The following is a 17,708-nucleotide window of genomic DNA, read 5'->3' as shown; positions in this document are numbered from 1 at the left end:
ATGAAGGGGCATCAGGCGCCTGCCCTGTGTTCCGCGCGCGGGTATAGGCGCGCCATCGTCAGGCCGCGCGTGGCATTCAGGACCATCAGCGCGGCCCAAAGGCCGTGATTTCCGAACCCTGGCACCAGCGCGGCAAGTGCCGCTGCATAAATCGCGACCGAAAGCAGCATGGTATTGCGCATTTCGCGTGTCAGCGTGGCACCGATGAAAATGCCATCGAACATCCAGCTGGCGATGCCGATCAGCGGGGCGATCACCAGCCAGGGCAGGTAATCGCGCGCGGTCTGGCGAACCTCGGGGGCGGTGGTCATCAGATCGATGATCGCGGGACCGGCAAGAAAGAACGTCAGCCCCAGCAGCACCGCCCCCCCAACGCCCCATTGCGCGGTCACGATCGCGGCCCGGCGCAGGCGCGGCACCGATCGCGCGCCCACGGCCTGGCCCACCAGCGCCTCGGCGGCGAAGGCAAAGCCATCAAGCGCATAGGCGGTGATTTCCAGGAATTGCAGCAGCACCTGATTGGCGGCAAGCCGCACGTCCCCCTGCGCTGCGCCCAGGAACAGAAAGGTGGTGAAGCTGGCCTGCAACAGGATCGAACGGATCATGATGTCGGTATTGACCCGCGCCATGCGCCACAGGTTTGGCCGATCGAAGACCCTGCCCACGTCGCGCCAATAGCCGCCCGCAAAGGCACCGCGCGCCAGGGCCAGCGCAAGGGCCACACCCGACCATTCCGCGATCAGCGTGGCAGTGGCGACACCGGGCACCCCCCAGCCAAGCCCCAGCACGAACCACAGATCCAGCACCACGTTCAGCCCGTTCATCCACAGCTGGATCACCAGAACCGCCCGCGTCCGTTCCAGCGCGATCAGCCAGCCGGTCAGGGCATAAAGCGCGATGGTGGCCGGGGCCCCCCAGATGCGCAGTGACAGATAGGATTGCGCAAGGGTTTCAACCTGATCCGAGGCGGGGGCGAGGTGGAAGGCCGCGGTGAAAAGCGGCCCCTGCAGCGTGATCAGGGCAAGCCCCGCCGCGCCCGCGACCAGTAGCGCGCGCATCAGGCCGGCCGCGACCTCGGCCCGGTCGCCCGCGCCATGCGCCTGCGCGACAAGCCCCGACGTGCCCATGCGCAGAAAGCCAAAGACCCAGTAGAGCGAGGCGAGGATGATCGCGCCGATGCCGACCGCCCCGATCGGCGCGGCCTGACCCAGCTGCCCGACCACGGCGGTATCGACCGCCCCCAGGATCGGCACCGTCGCGTTCGACAGCACGATGGGCAAGGCAATCGCCAGAACGCGGCGGTTGCTGATCCGATCGGTCAAGTCCGGGCCCGGGCCACGGGGGCCTTCGGATCGCGATCCGGCATCAGGAAATGACCCGTCCCCTGCGCGAACAGGCGCGCGCGGTTGTCCTGCCAGGCCTCGACATGGACGCTGGCGTAGCGCCGGCCCGACCGGTTGACGCGCGCGCGCGCATAGGCGTCACGCGGCAGGCCCGATCGCAGGTAATCAAGCGTGAAGTCGATGGTCTTGGGCAGGCGCGGCATGTGCAGCGAATCCAGACCGGACAGGGCTATCCGGCCGCTTTCCACATCTTCCCAGAGGGTTGACCAGCTTAGCTCGATGATCGCGGCGACCTCAAGGAAGGCCGCGGTGACGCCGCCATGCAGCGCGGGCAACATCGGGTTGCCGATCAGCTTTTCGTCAAAGGGCAGGATCGCCGTCAGCTCATCGCCGCGGCGTTCGAATTCGATGCCCAGAAACTGGATATAGGGCACGCCAGAGACCAGCGCGCGCAGCGCCGCATCACGGCGTTGCTTGACGACCTGAACGGGTTCGGGCTTTGGCCGGGTCATGGCGCACCTTTGGAACGATCGACTGTAAAGGCGCCGGTGGCGGTGGCCACGGGGGGGCCGTCTTCTTCATCATGGGCGGTGGCACGCACGAAGGCGACGCTGCGGGTGACGTGATGGCAGGTCGCCCGCGCGATGATGCGCTGGCCGGGTGTGGCCGCGCGCATGTAATCAATCCGCAGGTCGATGGTGGCGGTGACCGCCGGCCCGTCGGGATGCGACATCACCGCTGCCCCGCAACAGGTATCCATCAAGGCCGAAACCGCCCCGCCATGCACCACGCCCGTGCGCGGATCACCCACCAGCCGCAGGTCATAGGGCATCGAGATCGCCGCCGCGCCGCCGCCGATTTCTTCGATGCGCATATTGCAGGCATTGGCATGGGGGATTGCCTCGATGAACTGCTGCGCCGCGCGCATTACCGCCTCGGGGTCGGGTGCAGGATGGGAATCGGTGTCAGGCATGATCTGTCCTTGGGCTGGTCGGGGCCGCGGCGGTGACGGACCGACTATCCCGCCAGCGGCGCGGCTCTGCAACCCCCTGATACACCGCGCCCCCAATACGGTTGAGCTTGCCCCGCCCGCGCGCTAGCTTTTGCCCGAGCAGGAGGCACCGATGGCGGAACGACTGAGCTTCAAGGACATGTGCGGACGCTTCGAGGTGACCCCGCGGACGCTGCGCTATTATGAATATATCGAATTGCTGTCGCCGCAGAAAGAAGGCCGCGCCCGGTTCTACGGCCCGCGCGAAATCGCGCGCATGACGCTGATCCTGCGCGGGCGGCGTTTTGGCTTCAGCCTGGAAGAGCTGCGCCAGTGGCTGCTGATCTATGACCAGATGGGCACCGAGGAACAAAATCGGGTCTGGATCGGACTGGCCGACCGTCAGCTGGACGTGCTGAACCGGCAGCGCGACGAACTGGACGTCACGATCGCCGATCTGCGCGCGCTGCGCGATCAGGTCGCTGATTCCCTGAAGCGTTGATCCCCACCCTTCAAAACTTCCTGCAGGCCCTGGCCGATCTGGCCGGCTTGGAAAATTGCTTTACCTTGAGGTAAAGTTTGTCTGACATTACGTCAGCGAATTCGTGACGCCACGTTACAGTGACGTGAACGTCAACTTCGCTTGTATCAAGGGGACAGAGACCGGATCTGCCCCGGGTGACGCAAGGACCGGCGACCTGAGAGGCAGGACAGAGAGATGAGTGAAGACCTGATGACGATCCGCGAAATGTGCGATGCATTCCAAGTGACGCCGCGCACGCTTCGCTTTTACGAAGCCAAGGAGCTTCTGTTCCCGATCCGGGAAGGGCAGAGGCGCCTGTTCACGCGGCGCGACCGGGCGCGGCTGAAACTGATCCTGCGCGGCAAGCGGTTCGGCTTCAGCCTGGAAGATATCCGGCAGCTGCTGGACATGTATGCGATGGGCGGCCAGCAGAAGGCGCAACTTGCCCGCACGCTGGACGTCGCCCGCGAACGCCTGGCCGCCATGCAGCGACAGCGCGATGAGCTTGGCCAGGCAATCGCCGAACTGAGCGAACAGATCGACTGGGGCGAACGGGAACTGGCGGGCATGAACGCCGCCAACCCCGGCGCCTGACACATTTGCAAGGGAGAGACGACCGATGCCCAGCTATACCGCCCCCACGAAGGACATGCAGTTCGTACTGCACGAGGTTCTGAAGATCACCGAAACCGGCGTGCCCGGTTACGCCGATCTGGAACGCGACTTCACCGAGGCGGTGCTGGACGCGGCCGGCAAGGTCAGCGCCGAGGTTCTGGCACCCCTGAACGCCATTGGCGACACCCAGGGCTGTGTGATGGACAACGGTGTGGTGCGCACGCCCGAAGGTTTTGATACCGCCTTCGCCGCGATGAAGGATGGCGGCTGGACCGCGCTTGACTGCGACCCGGACTTTGGCGGTCAGGGTATGCCCTATCTGATGAACTGTGCCGTGGGCGAGATGTTCGTTTCGGCCAACATGGCCTTCAACATGTATCAGGGCCTGACCCACGGCGCCTATTCGGCGATCCGCACCCACGGCACCGACGACCAGAAACGCACCTACCTGCCCAAACTGGTCAGCTGCGACTGGACCGGCACCATGAACCTGACCGAACCGCATTGCGGCACCGATCTGGGCCTGATGCGCACAAGGGCCGAACCACAGGCGGATGGCAGCTACGCGATCACCGGGCAAAAGATCTTCATCTCGGCCGGGGAACATGATCTTGCGGAAAACATCATCCATCTGGTGCTGGCCAAGGCGCCGGGCGGGGGCGAGGGCACCAAGGGCATCTCGCTCTTCATCGTGCCGAAGTTTCTGGTCAATGCCGACGGCAGCCCTGGCGCGCGCAACGCGGTCTCGGCCGGCAAGATCGAAGAAAAGATGGGCATTCACGGCAATGCCACCTGCGTGATGAACTACGATGGCGCCACCGGCTTCCTGCTGGGCGATCTGCACAAGGGCATGCGCGCCATGTTCACCATGATGAACGAGGCCCGCCTGGGCGTCGGCCTGCAGGGCTATGCCGTGGCCGTGGCCGCCTATCAGAACGCGGTGGCCTATGCCAGGGACCGCCTGCAGGGCCGCGCGGTGACGGGTGCGGAAAACCCCACGGGCCCCGCCGATCCGCTGATCGTGCACCCCGACATCCGCCGCAGCCTGATGGAACAGAAGGCCTTTGTCGAAGGTGCCCGGGCCTTCACCTTCTGGGGCGCGCATCTGATCGACCGCAGCCACCGGATGGGGGATGCCGATGCCGAGGGGCTGATCTCGCTGCTGACACCGGTAATCAAGGGCTTCCTGACCGACAAGGGCTTCGACATGGCGGTGCAGGCCCAGCAGGTCTACGGCGGGCATGGCTACATCGAGGAATGGGGCATGTCGCAATTTGTCCGCGACGCGCGCATCGCCATGATCTACGAAGGCGCGAACGGTGTGCAGGCACTGGATCTGGTCGGACGCAAACTGGCGCAGGATGGCGGCAAGCATGTCATGGCCTTCTTCGAGATGGTCAAGACCTTCCTCAAGGAAAACGAGGATGACGCCGCGCTGAAGGCAACCTTCCTCGACCCGCTCAGGAAGGCATCGAAGGATCTGCAGGCGGCGGCGATGTTCTTCATGCAGAACGGCATGAAAAACCCCAATGCGGCGCTGGCGGGGTCTTACGACTTCATGCACCTGATGGGGCATGTCTGCCTGGGCCTGATGTGGGCGCGCGCAGCCAAGGCCGCCACGATGGCGCTGGACTCGGGGGCGCCGGACAAGGCTTTTTACGAGACCAAGATCACCACCGGCCGCTTCTATATGGCGCGCTGCCTGCCCGCGACCGCGCTGCACCTTGCGCGGATCGAAAGCGGGGCCGACCCGGTCATGGCGCTGCCGGCCGAGGCATTCTAAGCTTCGGGTCGCCAACCGCGGCCCCCTGCCCCATCCCGGAGAGCCTGATGCCCAAACGCCTGCGCCTGACCCGCCGTTTTCCCGTCGCGCTCAGCAATGACGCGTATCGCAACCTGCACCGCTTCGCGCAGGAAGCCGGGATCACTCCGGATGAGGCGCTAAGCTTTCTGTTCGAGCACTTCGGTTCCATCGTGCATCAGGAAAACCTGTCGCACCGCCTGCGCCTGTTCAAGGCCGCGCTGGAAGACCGGAGGGCGTGATCGGATGACGCGGTCGAATGAGTATTTGGACCAAGAAGAAGCAGGCATCGCGCCCCGATCCCTGCCCCGGTCGGGCCTAAGTGGGCGCACCACAGGGGATCGGGGACGCTTCTCCTTGGGCGGTCATCGGCTCTCCAGCCTGTACCGCGGGACCATGGGGCGCAGAACAAGGTTACGGAAAGGTTAGAAACGATCGCTTTGCCGCTTCTTCTTGGCAAAAATACTCAATTCCAGCGCCGCAAACCGGCGCAACAGCGGGAGGGGAACATGCGCGCGAAACTTTACTGCTTTGGCGAAAGCGGAAATGCCTACAAGGCGGCGCTGACGATGACGCTGGCCGGTTATGACTGGGACCCGGTCTTCGTGGATTTCTTCCACGGCGCGACGCGCAGCCCCGATTTTCTTGCCGTCAATGAGATGGGCGAGGTGCCGGTGCTGGTCGAGGGGGGCCGGGTTCTGACCCAGTCGGGCGTGATTCAGCTGCATATCGGCGAAACCACCGGCAAGCTGATGGGCCGGCCCGAAGACCGGCCCGAGGTTCTGCGCTGGCTGTTCTGGGACAATCACAAGATGTCCGCCCAGGCGGGTACGCTGCGCTTTTTGATGAACTTCCTGCCCGAGGAAAAGCGGCCGATGGAAGCGATCGGCTGGCTTTCGGGGCGCCTGGCCGCCGCCTTCAAGACGCTGGAGCGCCATCTGAACGGGCGCGACTGGATCGTGGGCGACACGCCCACCATCGCCGATACCGCCTGCTGCGGCTATCTGTTCTACCCCGAGCCGTTCAGCTTCGAACGCAAGGCGCTGCCCAATATCGACCGCTGGCTGGATCGTATCGCCGCCCTGCCCGGCTGGCAGCATCCCTATGACCTGATGCCCGGCAGCCCTGCTGACCGGGCCCCGATTTGAGACGGAGGAACCCATGACCGAAGCCTATATCTACGACGCCTGCCGCACGCCGCGCGGCAAGGGACGGGCCGACGGAAGCCTGCATGAAGTGACCTCGGTCGCGCTGTCGGCGCGCCTTCTGAACGCGGTGAAGGCCCGCAACGGGCTGGACGGCCATGCCGTCGAGGATGTGATCTGGGGTAATGTCACCCAGGTGGGCGAACAGGGTGGCTGCCTTGCGCGCTCGGCGGTGCTGCTGTCGGATCTGGATGAACGCATCCCCGGCCTGTCGATCAACCGCTTTTGCGCCAGCGGGATGGAGGCGGTGAACCTGGCCGCAAACCAGATCCGGGGTGGCGCTGGCCGTGCCTATATCGCCGGCGGGGTCGAGATGATGGGCCGCGTCGCAATGGGCAGCGACGGGGCCGCGATCGCCGTGGATCCCAGCCTTGCGATGAAGACCTATTTCGTCCCCCAGGGCATTTCAGCCGATATCATCGCCACGCAATTCGGTTTCAGCCGTGAACAGGCCGATGCGCTGGCGCTGGAAAGTCAGCACCGCGCCGCTGCCGCCTGGGCCGAGGATCGTTTTGCCCGCTCCATCGTGCCGGTGGTGGACCAGAACGGCGTGGTGATTCTGGACCGTGACGAATACCTGCGCCCGGATACCACGGCCGGGGGGCTGGCCGCATTGAAGCCGGCCTTCAAGGACATGGGCGAGGTGATGCCTGGCTTCGACAAGGTCGCGCTGATGAAGTATCCTCATCTTGAGCGGATTGAGCATATCCATCACGCCGGCAACAGTTCGGGCATCGTCGATGGCGCGGCGGCGGTGCTGATCGGCAACCGCGAATTCGGCGCGGCGATGGGCCTGAAGCCACGCGCGCGCATCCGCGCCACGGCCAAGATCGGCACCGATCCCACGATCATGCTGACCGGGCCGGTGCCGGTGACGGAAAAGATCCTGGCCGACAGTGGCATGGCGATTTCCGATATCGACCTGTTCGAGGTCAATGAGGCCTTCGCCGCCGTGGTGCTGCGGTTCCAGCAGGCATTCGGGGTGGACCCCGCAAAGGTCAATGTGAACGGTGGGGCGATCGCACTGGGCCATCCGCTGGGCGCGACCGGGGCGATCATCATAGGCACCCTTCTGGACGAACTGGAACGGCGCGACCTGTCCACGGGGCTTGCCACGCTGTGCATTGCATCCGGCATGGGGGCTGCCACCATCATCGAGCGGGTCTGACAGCGCGATGACGGGGGTCTGGCCAGCCACGGGTAGATTTTATCGACTTGATAATATTCAGGTGCGCTGCAATCATTGGTTGAGAATCGACAACCCAGCGTTGCCCCTGCCCGGCCGGGCGGGGTTTGCGTGTGATTGCCCAGGACCCCGGCGCCATGAGCCCGCAAATCTTTCAAGGCCATCTCGACACGGTCAGCCGCTGTGTGATGACCGAGGATTTCGACGGTTACGCCGAACAGATCATTCTGCCCTTCACGCTGATGACCAGGGCCGCCACGATCTGGGTGACCTGCCGCGACCAGCTGGAAGAGGGGTTCGAAGGTTTTGCCGCCATGATGCAGGACCTTGGCGTGACGCGGCTGGACCAAAGGGCGCATGCGATCGTGCAACTGGGCCCCGGCATGATCGTGGGCAGCTATGTGACCCGCACGCTGGCCGGCCCGACCGAGATCATTCCCCCGTTCCGCTCGGTTCTGACCCTGCGGCGCGATGCGGGGCGGTGGAAGGCCGCCTCGATTTCGAACGAAACACAAAACGAACGCTGGCCCGTTCTGTTTCCAAAGGTCAGCGAACCCATTTGACGCCCGCCGGTGAGGCGGGCATGCGGAGGATCTGACATGACCGACTTCACCTATGCCCTCGACGCGGATGGCGTGGCGATCATCACCTGGGACGTTCCGGGCAAGTCGATGAACGTAATGTCGCTGGACGGCTTTGCCCTGCTGGACAGCATGATAGACAAGGCGCTGGCCGATCCGGCGGTCAAGGGCGTGGTCATTACCAGCGGCAAGAAGGATTTTGCCGGCGGGATGGATCTGAACGTCATCGCGCGGATGAAGGACGCGGCGGGCGACAATCCCGCGCAGGGCCTGTTTGACGGCGTGATGAAGATGCATGCCGTGCTGCGCAAGATCGAACGCGCGGGCATGGACCCCAAAACGCTGAAGGGCGGCAAGCCGGTCGCTGCGGCCCTGCCCGGCACCGCGCTGGGGATCGGGCTGGAACTGCCGCTGGCCTGCCACCGCATCTTTGCCGCCGACAATCCAAAGGCCAGGATCGGCCTGCCCGAAATCATGGTCGGCATCTTTCCCGGCGCGGGCGGCACCACGCGGCTGGCACGCAAGATGGGGGCGATGATGGCCGCGCCCTTCCTGCTGGAAGGCAAGCTGAGCGATCCGAAGAAGGCCAAGGCCGCCGGGATCATCGACGAGGTGGTCGAAGACCCGGTCGCGGCGGCAAAGGCCTGGGTGCTGGCGGCGAAGGATGCCGATCTGGTCAAGCCCTGGGATGCCAAGGGCTACAAGATGCCCGGCGGCGCGCCCTATCATCCGGCAGGCTTCATGACCTTTGTCGGCGCCAGCGCGATGGTGCATGGCAAGACCATGGGCGTCTACCCGGCGGCCAAGGCGCTGTTGTCGGCGGTCTACGAAGGCGCGCTGGTGCCCTTTGACACCGCGCTGAAGATCGAGGCGCGCTGGTTCACCCATGTTCTGATGAATCCATCCTCGGGCGCGATGATCCGCAGCCTGTTCATCAACAAGGAGGCGCTGGAAAAAGGCGCGAACCGGCCAAAGCTGGCCGATGAAAGCGTGCGCAAGCTGGGCATCCTGGGCGCGGGCATGATGGGCGCGGGCATCGCTTATGTCGCCGCCAATGCCGGGGTCGAGGTCGTGCTGATCGACAACACCCCCGAGGCGGCCGAACGGGGCAAGGCCTATTCCGCCGGCATTCTGGACAAGGGCATCAGCCGCCGCAAGCTGACCGAGGCACGCAAGGCCGAGGTGCTGGCCCGCATTACCCCGACCACCGATTACACCGCGCTTGCGGGCTGTGATCTGGTGGTCGAGGCGGTTTTTGAAGACCCCGCCGTCAAGGCCGAGGTCACCCAGCGCGCCGAAGCCGTGATGCCGACCGATGCGATCTTTGCCACCAACACCTCGACCCTGCCGATCTCGGTGCTGGCACGCGCCAGCGCCCGGCCCGAACAGTTCATCGGCATCCATTTCTTCAGCCCGGTGGACAAGATGATGCTGGTGGAAATCATCAAGGGCGAAAAGACCGGCGATCGCGCCGTCGCCAAGGCGCTGGATTTCGTGCGCCAGATCCGCAAGACCCCGATCGTGGTGAACGATGCACGTTTCTTTTACGCCAACCGCTGCATCATCCCCTATATCAACGAAGGCATCCGCATGGTGGCCGAGGGCGTGAACCCGGTGCTGGTGGAAAATGCCGCCCGGCTGGTGGGCATGCCGCTGGGGCCGCTGCAGCTGGTCGATGAAACCTCAATCGAACTGGGCGTCAAGATCGCCAAGGCGACCAAGGCCGCGATGGGCGATGCCTATCCCGACGACGCAGTCGATCAGGTGCTGTTCTGGATGGCGGATCAGGGGCGGCTGGGAAAAAAGGCAGATGCGGGCTTTTACGCCTATGAGGGCGGCAAGCGGCAGGGCCTGTGGGACGGGCTGGCGGACAGATACCCGCAGGCCGGAACCCAGCCCGATCTGCATCAGGTTCAGCACCGCCTGCTGATGGCCCAGGTGCTGGAGGCCGTACGGGCCTTTGAACAGGGCGTGCTGACCGACATCCGCGAAGGCGATGTGGGCGCGATCCTGGGCTGGGGCTTTGCGCCCTGGTCTGGCGGGCCGTTCGCCTGGCTCGACATCATCGGTGCGCCGCGCGCCGTCGCAATCTGCGAGGCGCTGGAGGCGGCGCATGGCGCGCGGTTCGCGGCACCTGCGCTTTTGCGCGACATTGCGGCCGGGGGCGACAGCTTCTACGCGCGCTTTGGCGGTGGGCAGGCGGCGCAAGCGGCCTGACCCGCGCGATCCGAACGACAGACCCGGGCGGTATCTGCCGCCCGGGTCTGGTCGTCAGTCGCCGCGCAGGGCGATCAGCAGGCCCGCCGCGACGATCAGGGCCATCCCCCCCACCGCAAGGGCCGATGGCACCTCGGCCCACAGCAAGAACCCCCAAAGCGCAGCCACCGGCAGCACGATGTATTCGAACACCGCGACCCGGCTGGCATCGGCCAGCTGATAGCCCCGCACCATCGCCAAAAGGCCCAGCAGCGCGCCGATGGCCTGCACCAGGATCCATAGCAGCACCTCGGCCGACGGCACGACCGGGGCGCGCAGCACGAACCCCGCCATATCCGGCGGCACAGCCTGGGGAAAGGCCAGCAGCCCCCCCATTCCGATCAGCCCGAACATCCCCAGCGCCAGAAAGAACCCAAGCGTCAGCGTGGCGGCACTTTCGCGCGCGCACCAGCGGCGGGTGGCGATATGCCCCAGCGCATAGAAAAACCCCGCAAGCGCCGGCACCACGACCGCCAGCCCGATCGACGCCAGCCCCGGCCCCAACACCATCAGAATGCCCAGAAAACCAAATACCACAGCCGCGATGCGAAACGGTCCGATCGGCTGGCCATAGGCAAAACGCGCGATCAGCAGGACAAAGATCGGCGCGGTGAACAGCCCCGCGGCGGCCTGTGCCACCGGCAGAAAGGCGAAGGCCGCGAAATAGCACATCAGCGCCACGCCATGCAGCAGGCTGCGCGCCGCGACAGCGCGCAGGTCGCGCGGGCGCAGGTCCAGCCGCAGCAGCGGCAGCGCCAGCAACATCAGCGCCACCACAAACACCGTGCGCGTGGCAAGAAACTGCCACAGGCCGATATCCTGGGCGATAAAGCGCACGGAATTGTCGGTGAACCCGATCAACACCGCATAAAGCGTGATCGCCCCGGCCGCCGCCAGCGTTCTGTTTACCGGCGCGGACGCCGCCTCGGCCATCGCCATATCCGCATCTCCATGCTTACCCCTTTCCAAAGAGCCCGTCACAGGCCAATAATCCCGCCCGGAAGCGACATCTTTTGCGACATGGAGACGAATATGGGCTGGTTGGCGGACGAAACCGGGCTGGAAAAATGCGCGGCAAACCATGTACCACTGACCCCGCTGTCGCATCTGAACCGCGCGCTTGAGGTGTTTCCCGAACGCACCGCACTGATCTATGGGTCGGTCCAGCGCAGCTATGTGGATTATCACGCCCGCGTCAGCCGGCTGGCCTCGGCCCTGGCGGCGCGCGGGGTGAAACCGGGCGATGTGGTGGCCACCATCCTGCCCAACACCGCCCCCCAGCTTGAGGCGCATTTCGGCGTGCCCGCCTGCGGCGCGGTTCTGAACACGATCAACACGCGGCTGGATGCCGATACCGTCGCCTATATCTTTGAACATGGCGGGGCCAGGGTGGTGCTGTGCGACACCGCCTTCCTGAAACTGGCCGAAACCGCGATCAAGCAGATGCAGGGCCCCGCACCCCGAATCATCGAGGTGGCCGACCCCGAGGCCGGCTTCCCCGCCACAGGCCACTATCTGGAATACGAGGATCTTCTGGCCCAGGGCGACCCGATGTTTGCCTGGATCATGCCGCAGGATGAATGGGAAAGCCTTGCGCTGAACTATACCTCGGGCACCACGGGGCGCCCCAAGGGCGTGGTCTATCACCACCGCGGCGCCTATCTGGCGACGATGGGCAACCTGATCAGCTGGCGGATGCAGCTTTACCCCGTCTATCTGACCATCGTGCCGCTGTTTCACTGCAACGCCTGGACGCATGGCTGGATGGTGCCGCTGTTGGGGGGCACGGTGGTCTGCTGCCGCGATGTCACCGCAAAGGCGATCTATGACGCGATCGCGGACCACGGCGTCACCCATTTCGGCGGCGCGCCGATCGTGCTGAACACGCTGGTCAACGCGAAAGAGACCGACCGCCGCCCGTTCGACCACATCGTCGAGGTCTTTACCGCCGGCGCCCCACCGCCCGCCGCCACCCTGGCCGCGATAGAACCGCTGGGTTTCAACGTCACCCAGGTCTACGGCCTGACCGAGGTGTACGGCCCCGCCACCGAATGCACCTGGAAACCGGAATGGGACGCCATCACCGGCGCTGAGCGTGCCGCGATCAAGGCGCGCACCGGCGTGCTGATGCCGATGATGGAGGCGATCACCGTCCACGATCAGGGCCACGAGGTTACCCGCGACGCCGCCCATCTGGGCGAAATCGTGATGCGCGGCAATGCCACGATGAAGGGCTATTACAAGAACCCCCAAGCCACCGCCGAGGCCTTCGCCGGTGGCTGGTTTCATTCGGGCGACATCGCCTTCATGCATCCCGACGGCTATATCAAGATCACCGACCGGGCCAAGGACATCATCATCTCGGGCGGGGAAAACGTCAGTTCGGTTGAGGTCGAGGGCGTGATCGCCGCCCATCCGGCGGTGTCGCTGTGTTCGGTGGTGGCCAAGCCCGATGACAAATGGGGTGAGGTGCCCTGCGCCTTTGTCGAACTGAAGGACGGCGCCAGCGCGACCGAGGACCAGATCATCGCCTTTGCCCGCGAACGGCTGGCGGGCTTCAAGACACCCAAGCGCGTGATCTTTGCCGATCTGCCGAAAACCTCGACCGGCAAGATCCAGAAATTCGAGCTGCGCGCCGTGGCCAAGCTGCTGTAAGCGCCGGGGCCGGGCGCGATTGACCCCCCGGCCCCATCCGCTATCCTGCCCGCAATGAACAGGAGCAGCCCCCGCGCATGACCGCGCTTTCCGAATATCAGCGGCTTGAATGCCCCGGCCTGTGGCGCGATGCGCCCACCGCGCAGCGGCGCGAGGTGATCGTATCCTTTGGCGATGCCACGCTGGTCATTTCAGACGACAAAGCGGCACGCGCGCTTGCGCATTGGTCGCTGCCCGCCACGATCCGGCGTAATCCCGGCAAGCGCCCGGCGATCTATGCCCCCTCGGAAGAACCGGGGGAAGAACTGGAACTGTCCGACGACACGATGATCGCCGCGATCGAGAAGGTCCATGCGATCATCGAATCCCGCCGCCCGCATCCGGGGCGGCTGCGCGGCGCGCTGCTGGGGGGCTTTGGGATGTTGGTCGCGGGTCTGGCGCTGTTCTGGCTGCCGGGCGCGATGACGCGGCACGCGGCATCGGTCGCGCCGCTGGCCAAACGCGCCGAGATCGGCCAGCAGGTTCTGGCGGAACTGGCCACCCTGACCGGCGCCCCCTGTACCAGCCCCGCGGGCACCGCAGCACTTGAGGCGCTGGCCGCGCGGCTGGCCGGGCCCGACCGGATCGTGGTGCTGCCGAATGCGCTGACCGGGGCGCGTCGTCTGCCCGGGCGGATTACCGTCATCGGTCGCACCCTGGCCGAGGATCATGACACCCCCGAGGTGGCCGCGGGCCATGTCATCGCCGCCGAACCCGAAAGCCCCGAAGAAGACCCGCTGCTGAAGCTGCTGCGCTGGGCCGGCGTCGGTGCAAGCTTCCGGCTGCTGACCACGGGGGACATGCCCGCCGATGCGCTGCGCGGCTATGGCGAACATCTGCTGGCCGAACGCCCGACCAGGCCCGGGGACGACAAATTACTGGCCGCCTTTGCCGCCGCAGGGGTCAGCGCCACACCCTATGCCTATGCGCTGGACCCATCAGGCGAAAGCGTTCTGGCGCTGATCGAGGCCGATCCCTTCAAGGGTGCGCCTGCACCGCAACCGGTGCTGGAAGATGCCCAGTGGATCGCGCTGCAGGCAATCTGCGAGGGCTGATCGCCTAGCGCAGATAGGCATCCGCAAAGCCCGCCCCCCGCGCCTGCGCAAGGGCGGCGCGCAAGGCGGCAGGGGTGTCAAGCGGGCCGATCAGCACCGCCTGCAGCGGCCTGCCCCCGCGTCGCCCCTGCGCCACCGATACCGGCAGATCCAGCGCCCAGATCCGTTGCTTCGCGGCCTGTGCATTTGCCGGATCGGCAAAGACGCCGACCTGGACATAACGCGGCGCCGCGGCGGGCTGCGCCTTGCTGCGCGGCCCGTGCCTGGCGGGCGCTGCATCCTGCACCGGCATGTCCGGGGCCGGGTCGGTGGCGGGCGCCATCACGCTGGGCGCGTAACCGCACAGCTGGCTGCCATCGCGCGCGCGCTGCGGATCCCAGCGGATGCCGCCACCCACATCCTCTGCCCGGCGAAAAGCGCAGCCGGTGCTGTCGACATAGACCGCGCCCCGGAACCCCGCGGGGGGAAACTCGGCGGGCACCGTGCCATGCATGCCCTGCGCCAGGGCCGCACCGCCAAGGACCATCGCCGCAACCGCCACCCCAACCAACCGAACCAGACCCATTCCGCCCGACGCCCCCGTATCATGAACCCGACGCCCGGCCTTTGCCCCAAACCCGGCCCGGCGTAAAGCATCACGCTATTTCGTGCCGAACATCCGGTCACCGGCATCGCCCAGACCGGGCACGATATAGCCATGATCGTTCAGCCGTTCATCCAGCGCCGCGGTAACGATGGGCACATCAGGATGGGCGTCTTGCATCCGCGCGACCCCTTCGGGCGCGGCCAGAAGGCACAGGAAGCGGATGTTCCTTGCGCCCTTTTCCTTCAGCAGGTCGATGGCGGCAACCGAGGAATTGCCGGTGGCCAGCATCGGATCGACCACGATCACCATGCGGTCTTCCAGCTCCGACGGCACCTTGCAATAGTATTGCACCGGGCGCAGCGTTTCCGGGTCGCGGTAAAGCCCGATGAAGCCCACCCGTGCCGCCGGGATCAGTTCCAGTATCCCATCCAGCAGCCCATTGCCCGCCCGCAGGATCGACACCAACGCCAGCTTCTTGCCGCCCAGCGCGGGGGCCTCCATCTCACACAATGGGGTTTCGATGACCCGCGTGGTCATTTCCAGACCGCGTGTCACCTCATAGGCCAGAAGCAGGCTGATTTCGCGCAACAGGCGGCGGAACCCGGCAGTCGATGTGTTCTTTTCCCGCATCAGCGTCAATTTGTGCTGCACCAGAGGGTGGGTGACCACGGTCAGATGTTCAGTCATCGGTTTTCTCCAGTTGTTTCAGCAGCTTGGCACGGGTCTCGGCATCGCAGAAGGCGGCTTCGGCCGCGGTACGGGCAAGCCCCGCGAAGTCGGCGTCATCCCAGCCGAAAGTTTCGGCCAGGCGATCGTATTCATGGTTCATCGTGGTGTGAAAGAAGGGCGGGTCATCGGTTGAGACGGTGACCTTCACCCCCCGGTCGCGCAGCCGCGTGATCGGATGGGCCGCCCAGGACGGATAGACCCCCAGCGCCACGTTCGACCCCGGGCAAACCTCCAGCACGATGCCCGCATGGGCCAGTTCATCGACCAGACGGGGGTCTTCGGCGGCGCGCACGCCATGGCCGATGCGCGCAACCCCCAGATCCTTCCAGGCCTCACGCACCGATTGCGGGCCTGACCATTCACCGGCATGGGCGGTCAGGCACAGCCCCGCCTCGCGCGCGCAATCGAAGGCCCAGCGGAAATCACGGGGCCGGCCCATCCTTTCATCACCGGCAAGGCCAAACCCTACGATGAAGGCGCCAGCCGTTTCCGCCGCGCAGATCGCCGTTTCACGCGCCTTTTCCGGGCCGAAATGGCGGATTGCGGTGACGATACCGCGCAGCGTGATCCCCAGATCGCGTTCCGCGGCGGCGGCGGTCTCCTGCATCGCGTGCAGATATTCGCGCCAGGCAACCGGATCGCGCCCGCCGCAGAAATCGGGTGACAGGAAGGTTTCGCAATAGATCACGCCCGATTGGGCACCCTGTTCCAGCACCGCGCGGGTCAGGCGGGCGTAATCCTCGGGCGTGGTCAGAACCGAGGTCGCCGCCTCATAGACGCGCAGGAAGTCCCGGAAATCGGCATAGCTGTAATTGCCCTGCGCATCGAAAATGCCGCTGATGTCGGCGTGCTTTTCACGCGCCATGGCACGGATCAGGTCGGGCGGTGCGGCGCCTTCCAGATGCAGGTGCAGTTCTATTTTTGGGATCATCTACAGAAAGCTCCGCCCCGGCCCCTGGGCCGGAATGTTCAGATGCGCCGCGACCGAGGCCGCCACATCGGCAAAGCCCACCTGCCCCACCGCGCGCGCGCCCAGCCCCCAGCCCAGAACGGGCGCGCGTTCGCGGGTGTGATCGGTCCCCGTCCAGGTCGGGTCATTACCGTGATCGGCGCTAAAGATCGCCAGATCGCGGGGCCGCAGGCGCGCCAGAAATTCGGCCACACGCGCATCGAACCATTCCAGCGCACGCGCATAGCCCGACACATCGCGGCGATGGCCAAAGATACTGTCGAATTCTACGAAATTGGCAAAGATCAGCGATCCGTTTTCCGCCCCCTCGGCCAGGCCGATCAGGTCGTCCATCAGATCGGCATCGGATTTGCCCTTGTGGCGGTGCGTGATCCCCCGCCCGGAAAAGATGTCGTCAATCTTGCCCACGGCATGGGTTGTGCACCCGGCGGCACTGGCCCAATCCAGCAGCGTCGGCGCAGGTGGGGGAATCGCGAAATCGCGCCTGTTGGGCGTGCGGACAAAGCCGCCCTCGGTCCCTGTGAAGGGGCGCGCGATCACCCGGCCCACCTTCATCGCATGCAGCCGCGGTGCCAGGGCAGCGCACAGCCGCAACAGCCGGTCCAGGCCGAACGCCTCTTCATGCGCGGCAATCTGCAGCACGCTGTCAGCCGAAGTATAGCAGATCGGCCAGCCGCTGCGCAGATGTTCGCCGCCCAGCCGGCCGATGATATCCGTGCCCGAGGCATGGCAATCGCCCAGGATGCCATCCGTCCCGGCCCGCCGCGCGATCTCGGCCGACAGATCGGCGGGAAAGGCGGGGATTGTCCTGGGGAAATAGTGCCAGTCCCACGGCACCGGCACACCAGCCAGTTCCCAATGCCCCGACGGGGTGTCCTTGCCCCTCGACACCTCGGTCGCGGCACCCCAAAGCCCGCGCGGATCAACCCCCAACCCCGGCGCCGCCATGCCCGAGGCCAGTTCAATCGCCGCCCCCAGCCCCAGCGCATCCAGATTGGGCATCCGCAGCGGGCCGGAGCGGCCCTGTTCGGCACGGCCCGCGGCACAGGCCTGCGCGATATGGCCCAGCGTATTGGCGCCGGTATCGGGGTGGCCATCGTTGGAATAGGACCCTGCATCCGGCGCACCGCCAATGCCCACACTGTCCATCACGATCAGGAATGCGCGCGGCAT

The 17,708-nt window shown here is 65.6% G+C and carries 18 protein-coding genes; 10 read left to right on the top strand and 8 right to left on the bottom strand.

What is annotated here, in order from left to right:
* Positions 1 to 11: 11 nt before the first annotated feature.
* The 3 genes from ACK8OU_RS05875 to ACK8OU_RS05865 are packed head-to-tail and all read right to left on the bottom strand — an operon-like array spanning position 12 to position 2,316.
* Complete coding sequence (locus tag ACK8OU_RS05875) at positions 12 to 1,322, bottom strand: MATE family efflux transporter (protein WP_410302432.1); 1,311 nt, start codon at positions 1,320 to 1,322, stop codon at positions 12 to 14.
* Positions 1,319 to 1,855, bottom strand: a complete 537-nt coding sequence (locus tag ACK8OU_RS05870; RefSeq protein WP_410302431.1) for a PaaI family thioesterase — start codon at positions 1,853 to 1,855, stop codon at positions 1,319 to 1,321. The genes ACK8OU_RS05875 and ACK8OU_RS05870 overlap by 4 nt, the downstream gene beginning before the upstream one ends.
* A complete protein-coding gene (locus ACK8OU_RS05865; RefSeq protein WP_410302430.1) occupies positions 1,852 to 2,316 on the bottom strand; it encodes a PaaI family thioesterase in 465 nt (154 codons plus the stop codon). The genes ACK8OU_RS05870 and ACK8OU_RS05865 overlap by 4 nt, the downstream gene beginning before the upstream one ends.
* A gap of 151 nt (positions 2,317 to 2,467) precedes the next feature.
* Between ACK8OU_RS05865 and ACK8OU_RS05860 the strand changes: the two genes are divergently transcribed.
* The 8 genes from ACK8OU_RS05860 to ACK8OU_RS05825 all read left to right on the top strand — a co-directional run bounded on the left by ACK8OU_RS05860 (position 2,468) and on the right by ACK8OU_RS05825 (position 10,462).
* Entirely contained in the window at positions 2,468 to 2,836 is a 369-nt protein-coding gene (locus ACK8OU_RS05860; protein WP_410302429.1) for a MerR family transcriptional regulator, read from the top strand.
* 216 nt (positions 2,837 to 3,052) lie between these two features.
* Positions 3,053 to 3,451 carry a MerR family transcriptional regulator gene (locus ACK8OU_RS05855; RefSeq protein ID WP_410302428.1) on the top strand — a complete coding sequence of 133 codons (399 nt, stop codon included), beginning with the start codon at positions 3,053 to 3,055 and terminating at the stop codon, positions 3,449 to 3,451.
* Positions 3,452 to 3,476: 25 nt separating this feature from the next.
* Positions 3,477 to 5,255: an acyl-CoA dehydrogenase C-terminal domain-containing protein gene (locus ACK8OU_RS05850; protein ID WP_410302427.1), complete on the top strand. Its 1,779-nt coding sequence runs from the start codon at positions 3,477 to 3,479 to the stop codon at positions 5,253 to 5,255.
* Between the two features lie 47 nt (positions 5,256 to 5,302).
* Entirely contained in the window at positions 5,303 to 5,515 is a 213-nt protein-coding gene (locus ACK8OU_RS05845) for a hypothetical protein (protein ID WP_410302426.1), read from the top strand.
* Between the two features lie 267 nt (positions 5,516 to 5,782).
* Positions 5,783 to 6,421 carry a glutathione S-transferase family protein gene (locus ACK8OU_RS05840; protein ID WP_410302425.1) on the top strand — a complete coding sequence of 213 codons (639 nt, stop codon included), beginning with the start codon at positions 5,783 to 5,785 and terminating at the stop codon, positions 6,419 to 6,421.
* Positions 6,422 to 6,434: 13 nt separating this feature from the next.
* Positions 6,435 to 7,646: an acetyl-CoA C-acetyltransferase gene (locus tag ACK8OU_RS05835; RefSeq protein ID WP_410302424.1), complete on the top strand. Its 1,212-nt coding sequence runs from the start codon at positions 6,435 to 6,437 to the stop codon at positions 7,644 to 7,646.
* A 155-nt stretch (positions 7,647 to 7,801) separates the two neighbouring features.
* A complete protein-coding gene (locus ACK8OU_RS05830) occupies positions 7,802 to 8,227 on the top strand; it encodes a hypothetical protein (RefSeq protein ID WP_410302423.1) in 426 nt (141 codons plus the stop codon).
* A 36-nt stretch (positions 8,228 to 8,263) separates the two neighbouring features.
* Positions 8,264 to 10,462 carry a 3-hydroxyacyl-CoA dehydrogenase NAD-binding domain-containing protein gene (locus ACK8OU_RS05825; protein WP_410302422.1) on the top strand — a complete coding sequence of 733 codons (2,199 nt, stop codon included), beginning with the start codon at positions 8,264 to 8,266 and terminating at the stop codon, positions 10,460 to 10,462.
* A 54-nt stretch (positions 10,463 to 10,516) separates the two neighbouring features.
* Here the strand turns inward: ACK8OU_RS05825 and ACK8OU_RS05820 are convergent, their stop codons facing one another.
* The gene (locus ACK8OU_RS05820; protein WP_410302421.1) at positions 10,517 to 11,440 is read right to left on the bottom strand and encodes a DMT family transporter; all 924 of its coding nucleotides are present in this window, start codon (positions 11,438 to 11,440) and stop codon (positions 10,517 to 10,519) included.
* Between the two features lie 93 nt (positions 11,441 to 11,533).
* On the opposite strand from ACK8OU_RS05820, the gene ACK8OU_RS05815 reads away from it, so the two are divergent.
* Both ACK8OU_RS05815 and ACK8OU_RS05810 read left to right on the top strand, forming a co-directional pair.
* Positions 11,534 to 13,156 (top strand): AMP-binding protein, encoded by a 1,623-nt coding sequence (locus ACK8OU_RS05815; protein ID WP_410302420.1) that lies wholly within the window; start codon positions 11,534 to 11,536, stop codon positions 13,154 to 13,156.
* Between the two features lie 77 nt (positions 13,157 to 13,233).
* Positions 13,234 to 14,250 carry a hypothetical protein gene (locus tag ACK8OU_RS05810; protein ID WP_410302419.1) on the top strand — a complete coding sequence of 339 codons (1,017 nt, stop codon included), beginning with the start codon at positions 13,234 to 13,236 and terminating at the stop codon, positions 14,248 to 14,250.
* Positions 14,251 to 14,254: 4 nt separating this feature from the next.
* On the opposite strand, the gene ACK8OU_RS05805 is transcribed toward ACK8OU_RS05810, so the two are convergent.
* The 4 genes from ACK8OU_RS05805 to ACK8OU_RS05790 all read right to left on the bottom strand — a co-directional run bounded on the left by ACK8OU_RS05805 (position 14,255) and on the right by ACK8OU_RS05790 (position 17,708).
* Positions 14,255 to 14,815, bottom strand: a complete 561-nt coding sequence (locus ACK8OU_RS05805; RefSeq protein WP_410302418.1) for an SPOR domain-containing protein — start codon at positions 14,813 to 14,815, stop codon at positions 14,255 to 14,257.
* 75 nt (positions 14,816 to 14,890) lie between these two features.
* A complete protein-coding gene (gene upp, locus ACK8OU_RS05800) occupies positions 14,891 to 15,523 on the bottom strand; it encodes a uracil phosphoribosyltransferase (protein ID WP_410302417.1) in 633 nt (210 codons plus the stop codon).
* Positions 15,516 to 16,496, bottom strand: coding sequence for an adenosine deaminase (locus ACK8OU_RS05795; RefSeq protein WP_410302416.1), 981 nt, complete (start codon positions 16,494 to 16,496; stop codon positions 15,516 to 15,518). The genes upp and ACK8OU_RS05795 overlap by 8 nt, the downstream gene beginning before the upstream one ends.
* Positions 16,497 to 17,708, bottom strand: a complete 1,212-nt coding sequence (locus ACK8OU_RS05790; protein ID WP_410302415.1) for a phosphopentomutase — start codon at positions 17,706 to 17,708, stop codon at positions 16,497 to 16,499. It lies immediately after the preceding gene.

Origin of the sequence: Pontitalea aquivivens (assembly GCF_046507575.1) — a bacterium.
In the GTDB taxonomy this organism is placed as follows: domain Bacteria; phylum Pseudomonadota; class Alphaproteobacteria; order Rhodobacterales; family Rhodobacteraceae; genus Pontitalea; species Pontitalea aquivivens.
This window is presented reverse-complemented; position numbering and strand designations above follow the sequence as displayed.

Coding starts and splice junctions, on each gene's coding strand:
- ACK8OU_RS05855 (WP_410302428.1), top strand. CDS start 3,053: ATGAGTGAAGACCTGATGACGATCCGCGAAATGTGCGATGCATTCCAA.
- ACK8OU_RS05850 (WP_410302427.1), top strand. CDS start 3,477: ATGCCCAGCTATACCGCCCCCACGAAGGACATGCAGTTCGTACTGCAC.
- ACK8OU_RS05865 (WP_410302430.1), bottom strand. CDS start 2,316: ATGCCTGACACCGATTCCCATCCTGCACCCGACCCCGAGGCGGTAATG.
- ACK8OU_RS05830 (WP_410302423.1), top strand. CDS start 7,802: ATGAGCCCGCAAATCTTTCAAGGCCATCTCGACACGGTCAGCCGCTGT.
- ACK8OU_RS05870 (WP_410302431.1), bottom strand. CDS start 1,855: ATGACCCGGCCAAAGCCCGAACCCGTTCAGGTCGTCAAGCAACGCCGT.
- ACK8OU_RS05790 (WP_410302415.1), bottom strand. CDS start 17,708: ATGCCGCGCGCATTCCTGATCGTGATGGACAGTGTGGGCATTGGCGGT.
- ACK8OU_RS05815 (WP_410302420.1), top strand. CDS start 11,534: ATGGGCTGGTTGGCGGACGAAACCGGGCTGGAAAAATGCGCGGCAAAC.
- ACK8OU_RS05845 (WP_410302426.1), top strand. CDS start 5,303: ATGCCCAAACGCCTGCGCCTGACCCGCCGTTTTCCCGTCGCGCTCAGC.
- ACK8OU_RS05795 (WP_410302416.1), bottom strand. CDS start 16,496: ATGATCCCAAAAATAGAACTGCACCTGCATCTGGAAGGCGCCGCACCG.
- ACK8OU_RS05835 (WP_410302424.1), top strand. CDS start 6,435: ATGACCGAAGCCTATATCTACGACGCCTGCCGCACGCCGCGCGGCAAG.
- ACK8OU_RS05825 (WP_410302422.1), top strand. CDS start 8,264: ATGACCGACTTCACCTATGCCCTCGACGCGGATGGCGTGGCGATCATC.
- ACK8OU_RS05805 (WP_410302418.1), bottom strand. CDS start 14,815: ATGGGTCTGGTTCGGTTGGTTGGGGTGGCGGTTGCGGCGATGGTCCTT.
- upp (WP_410302417.1), bottom strand. CDS start 15,523: ATGACTGAACATCTGACCGTGGTCACCCACCCTCTGGTGCAGCACAAA.
- ACK8OU_RS05840 (WP_410302425.1), top strand. CDS start 5,783: ATGCGCGCGAAACTTTACTGCTTTGGCGAAAGCGGAAATGCCTACAAG.
- ACK8OU_RS05860 (WP_410302429.1), top strand. CDS start 2,468: ATGGCGGAACGACTGAGCTTCAAGGACATGTGCGGACGCTTCGAGGTG.
- ACK8OU_RS05820 (WP_410302421.1), bottom strand. CDS start 11,440: ATGGCGATGGCCGAGGCGGCGTCCGCGCCGGTAAACAGAACGCTGGCG.
- ACK8OU_RS05810 (WP_410302419.1), top strand. CDS start 13,234: ATGACCGCGCTTTCCGAATATCAGCGGCTTGAATGCCCCGGCCTGTGG.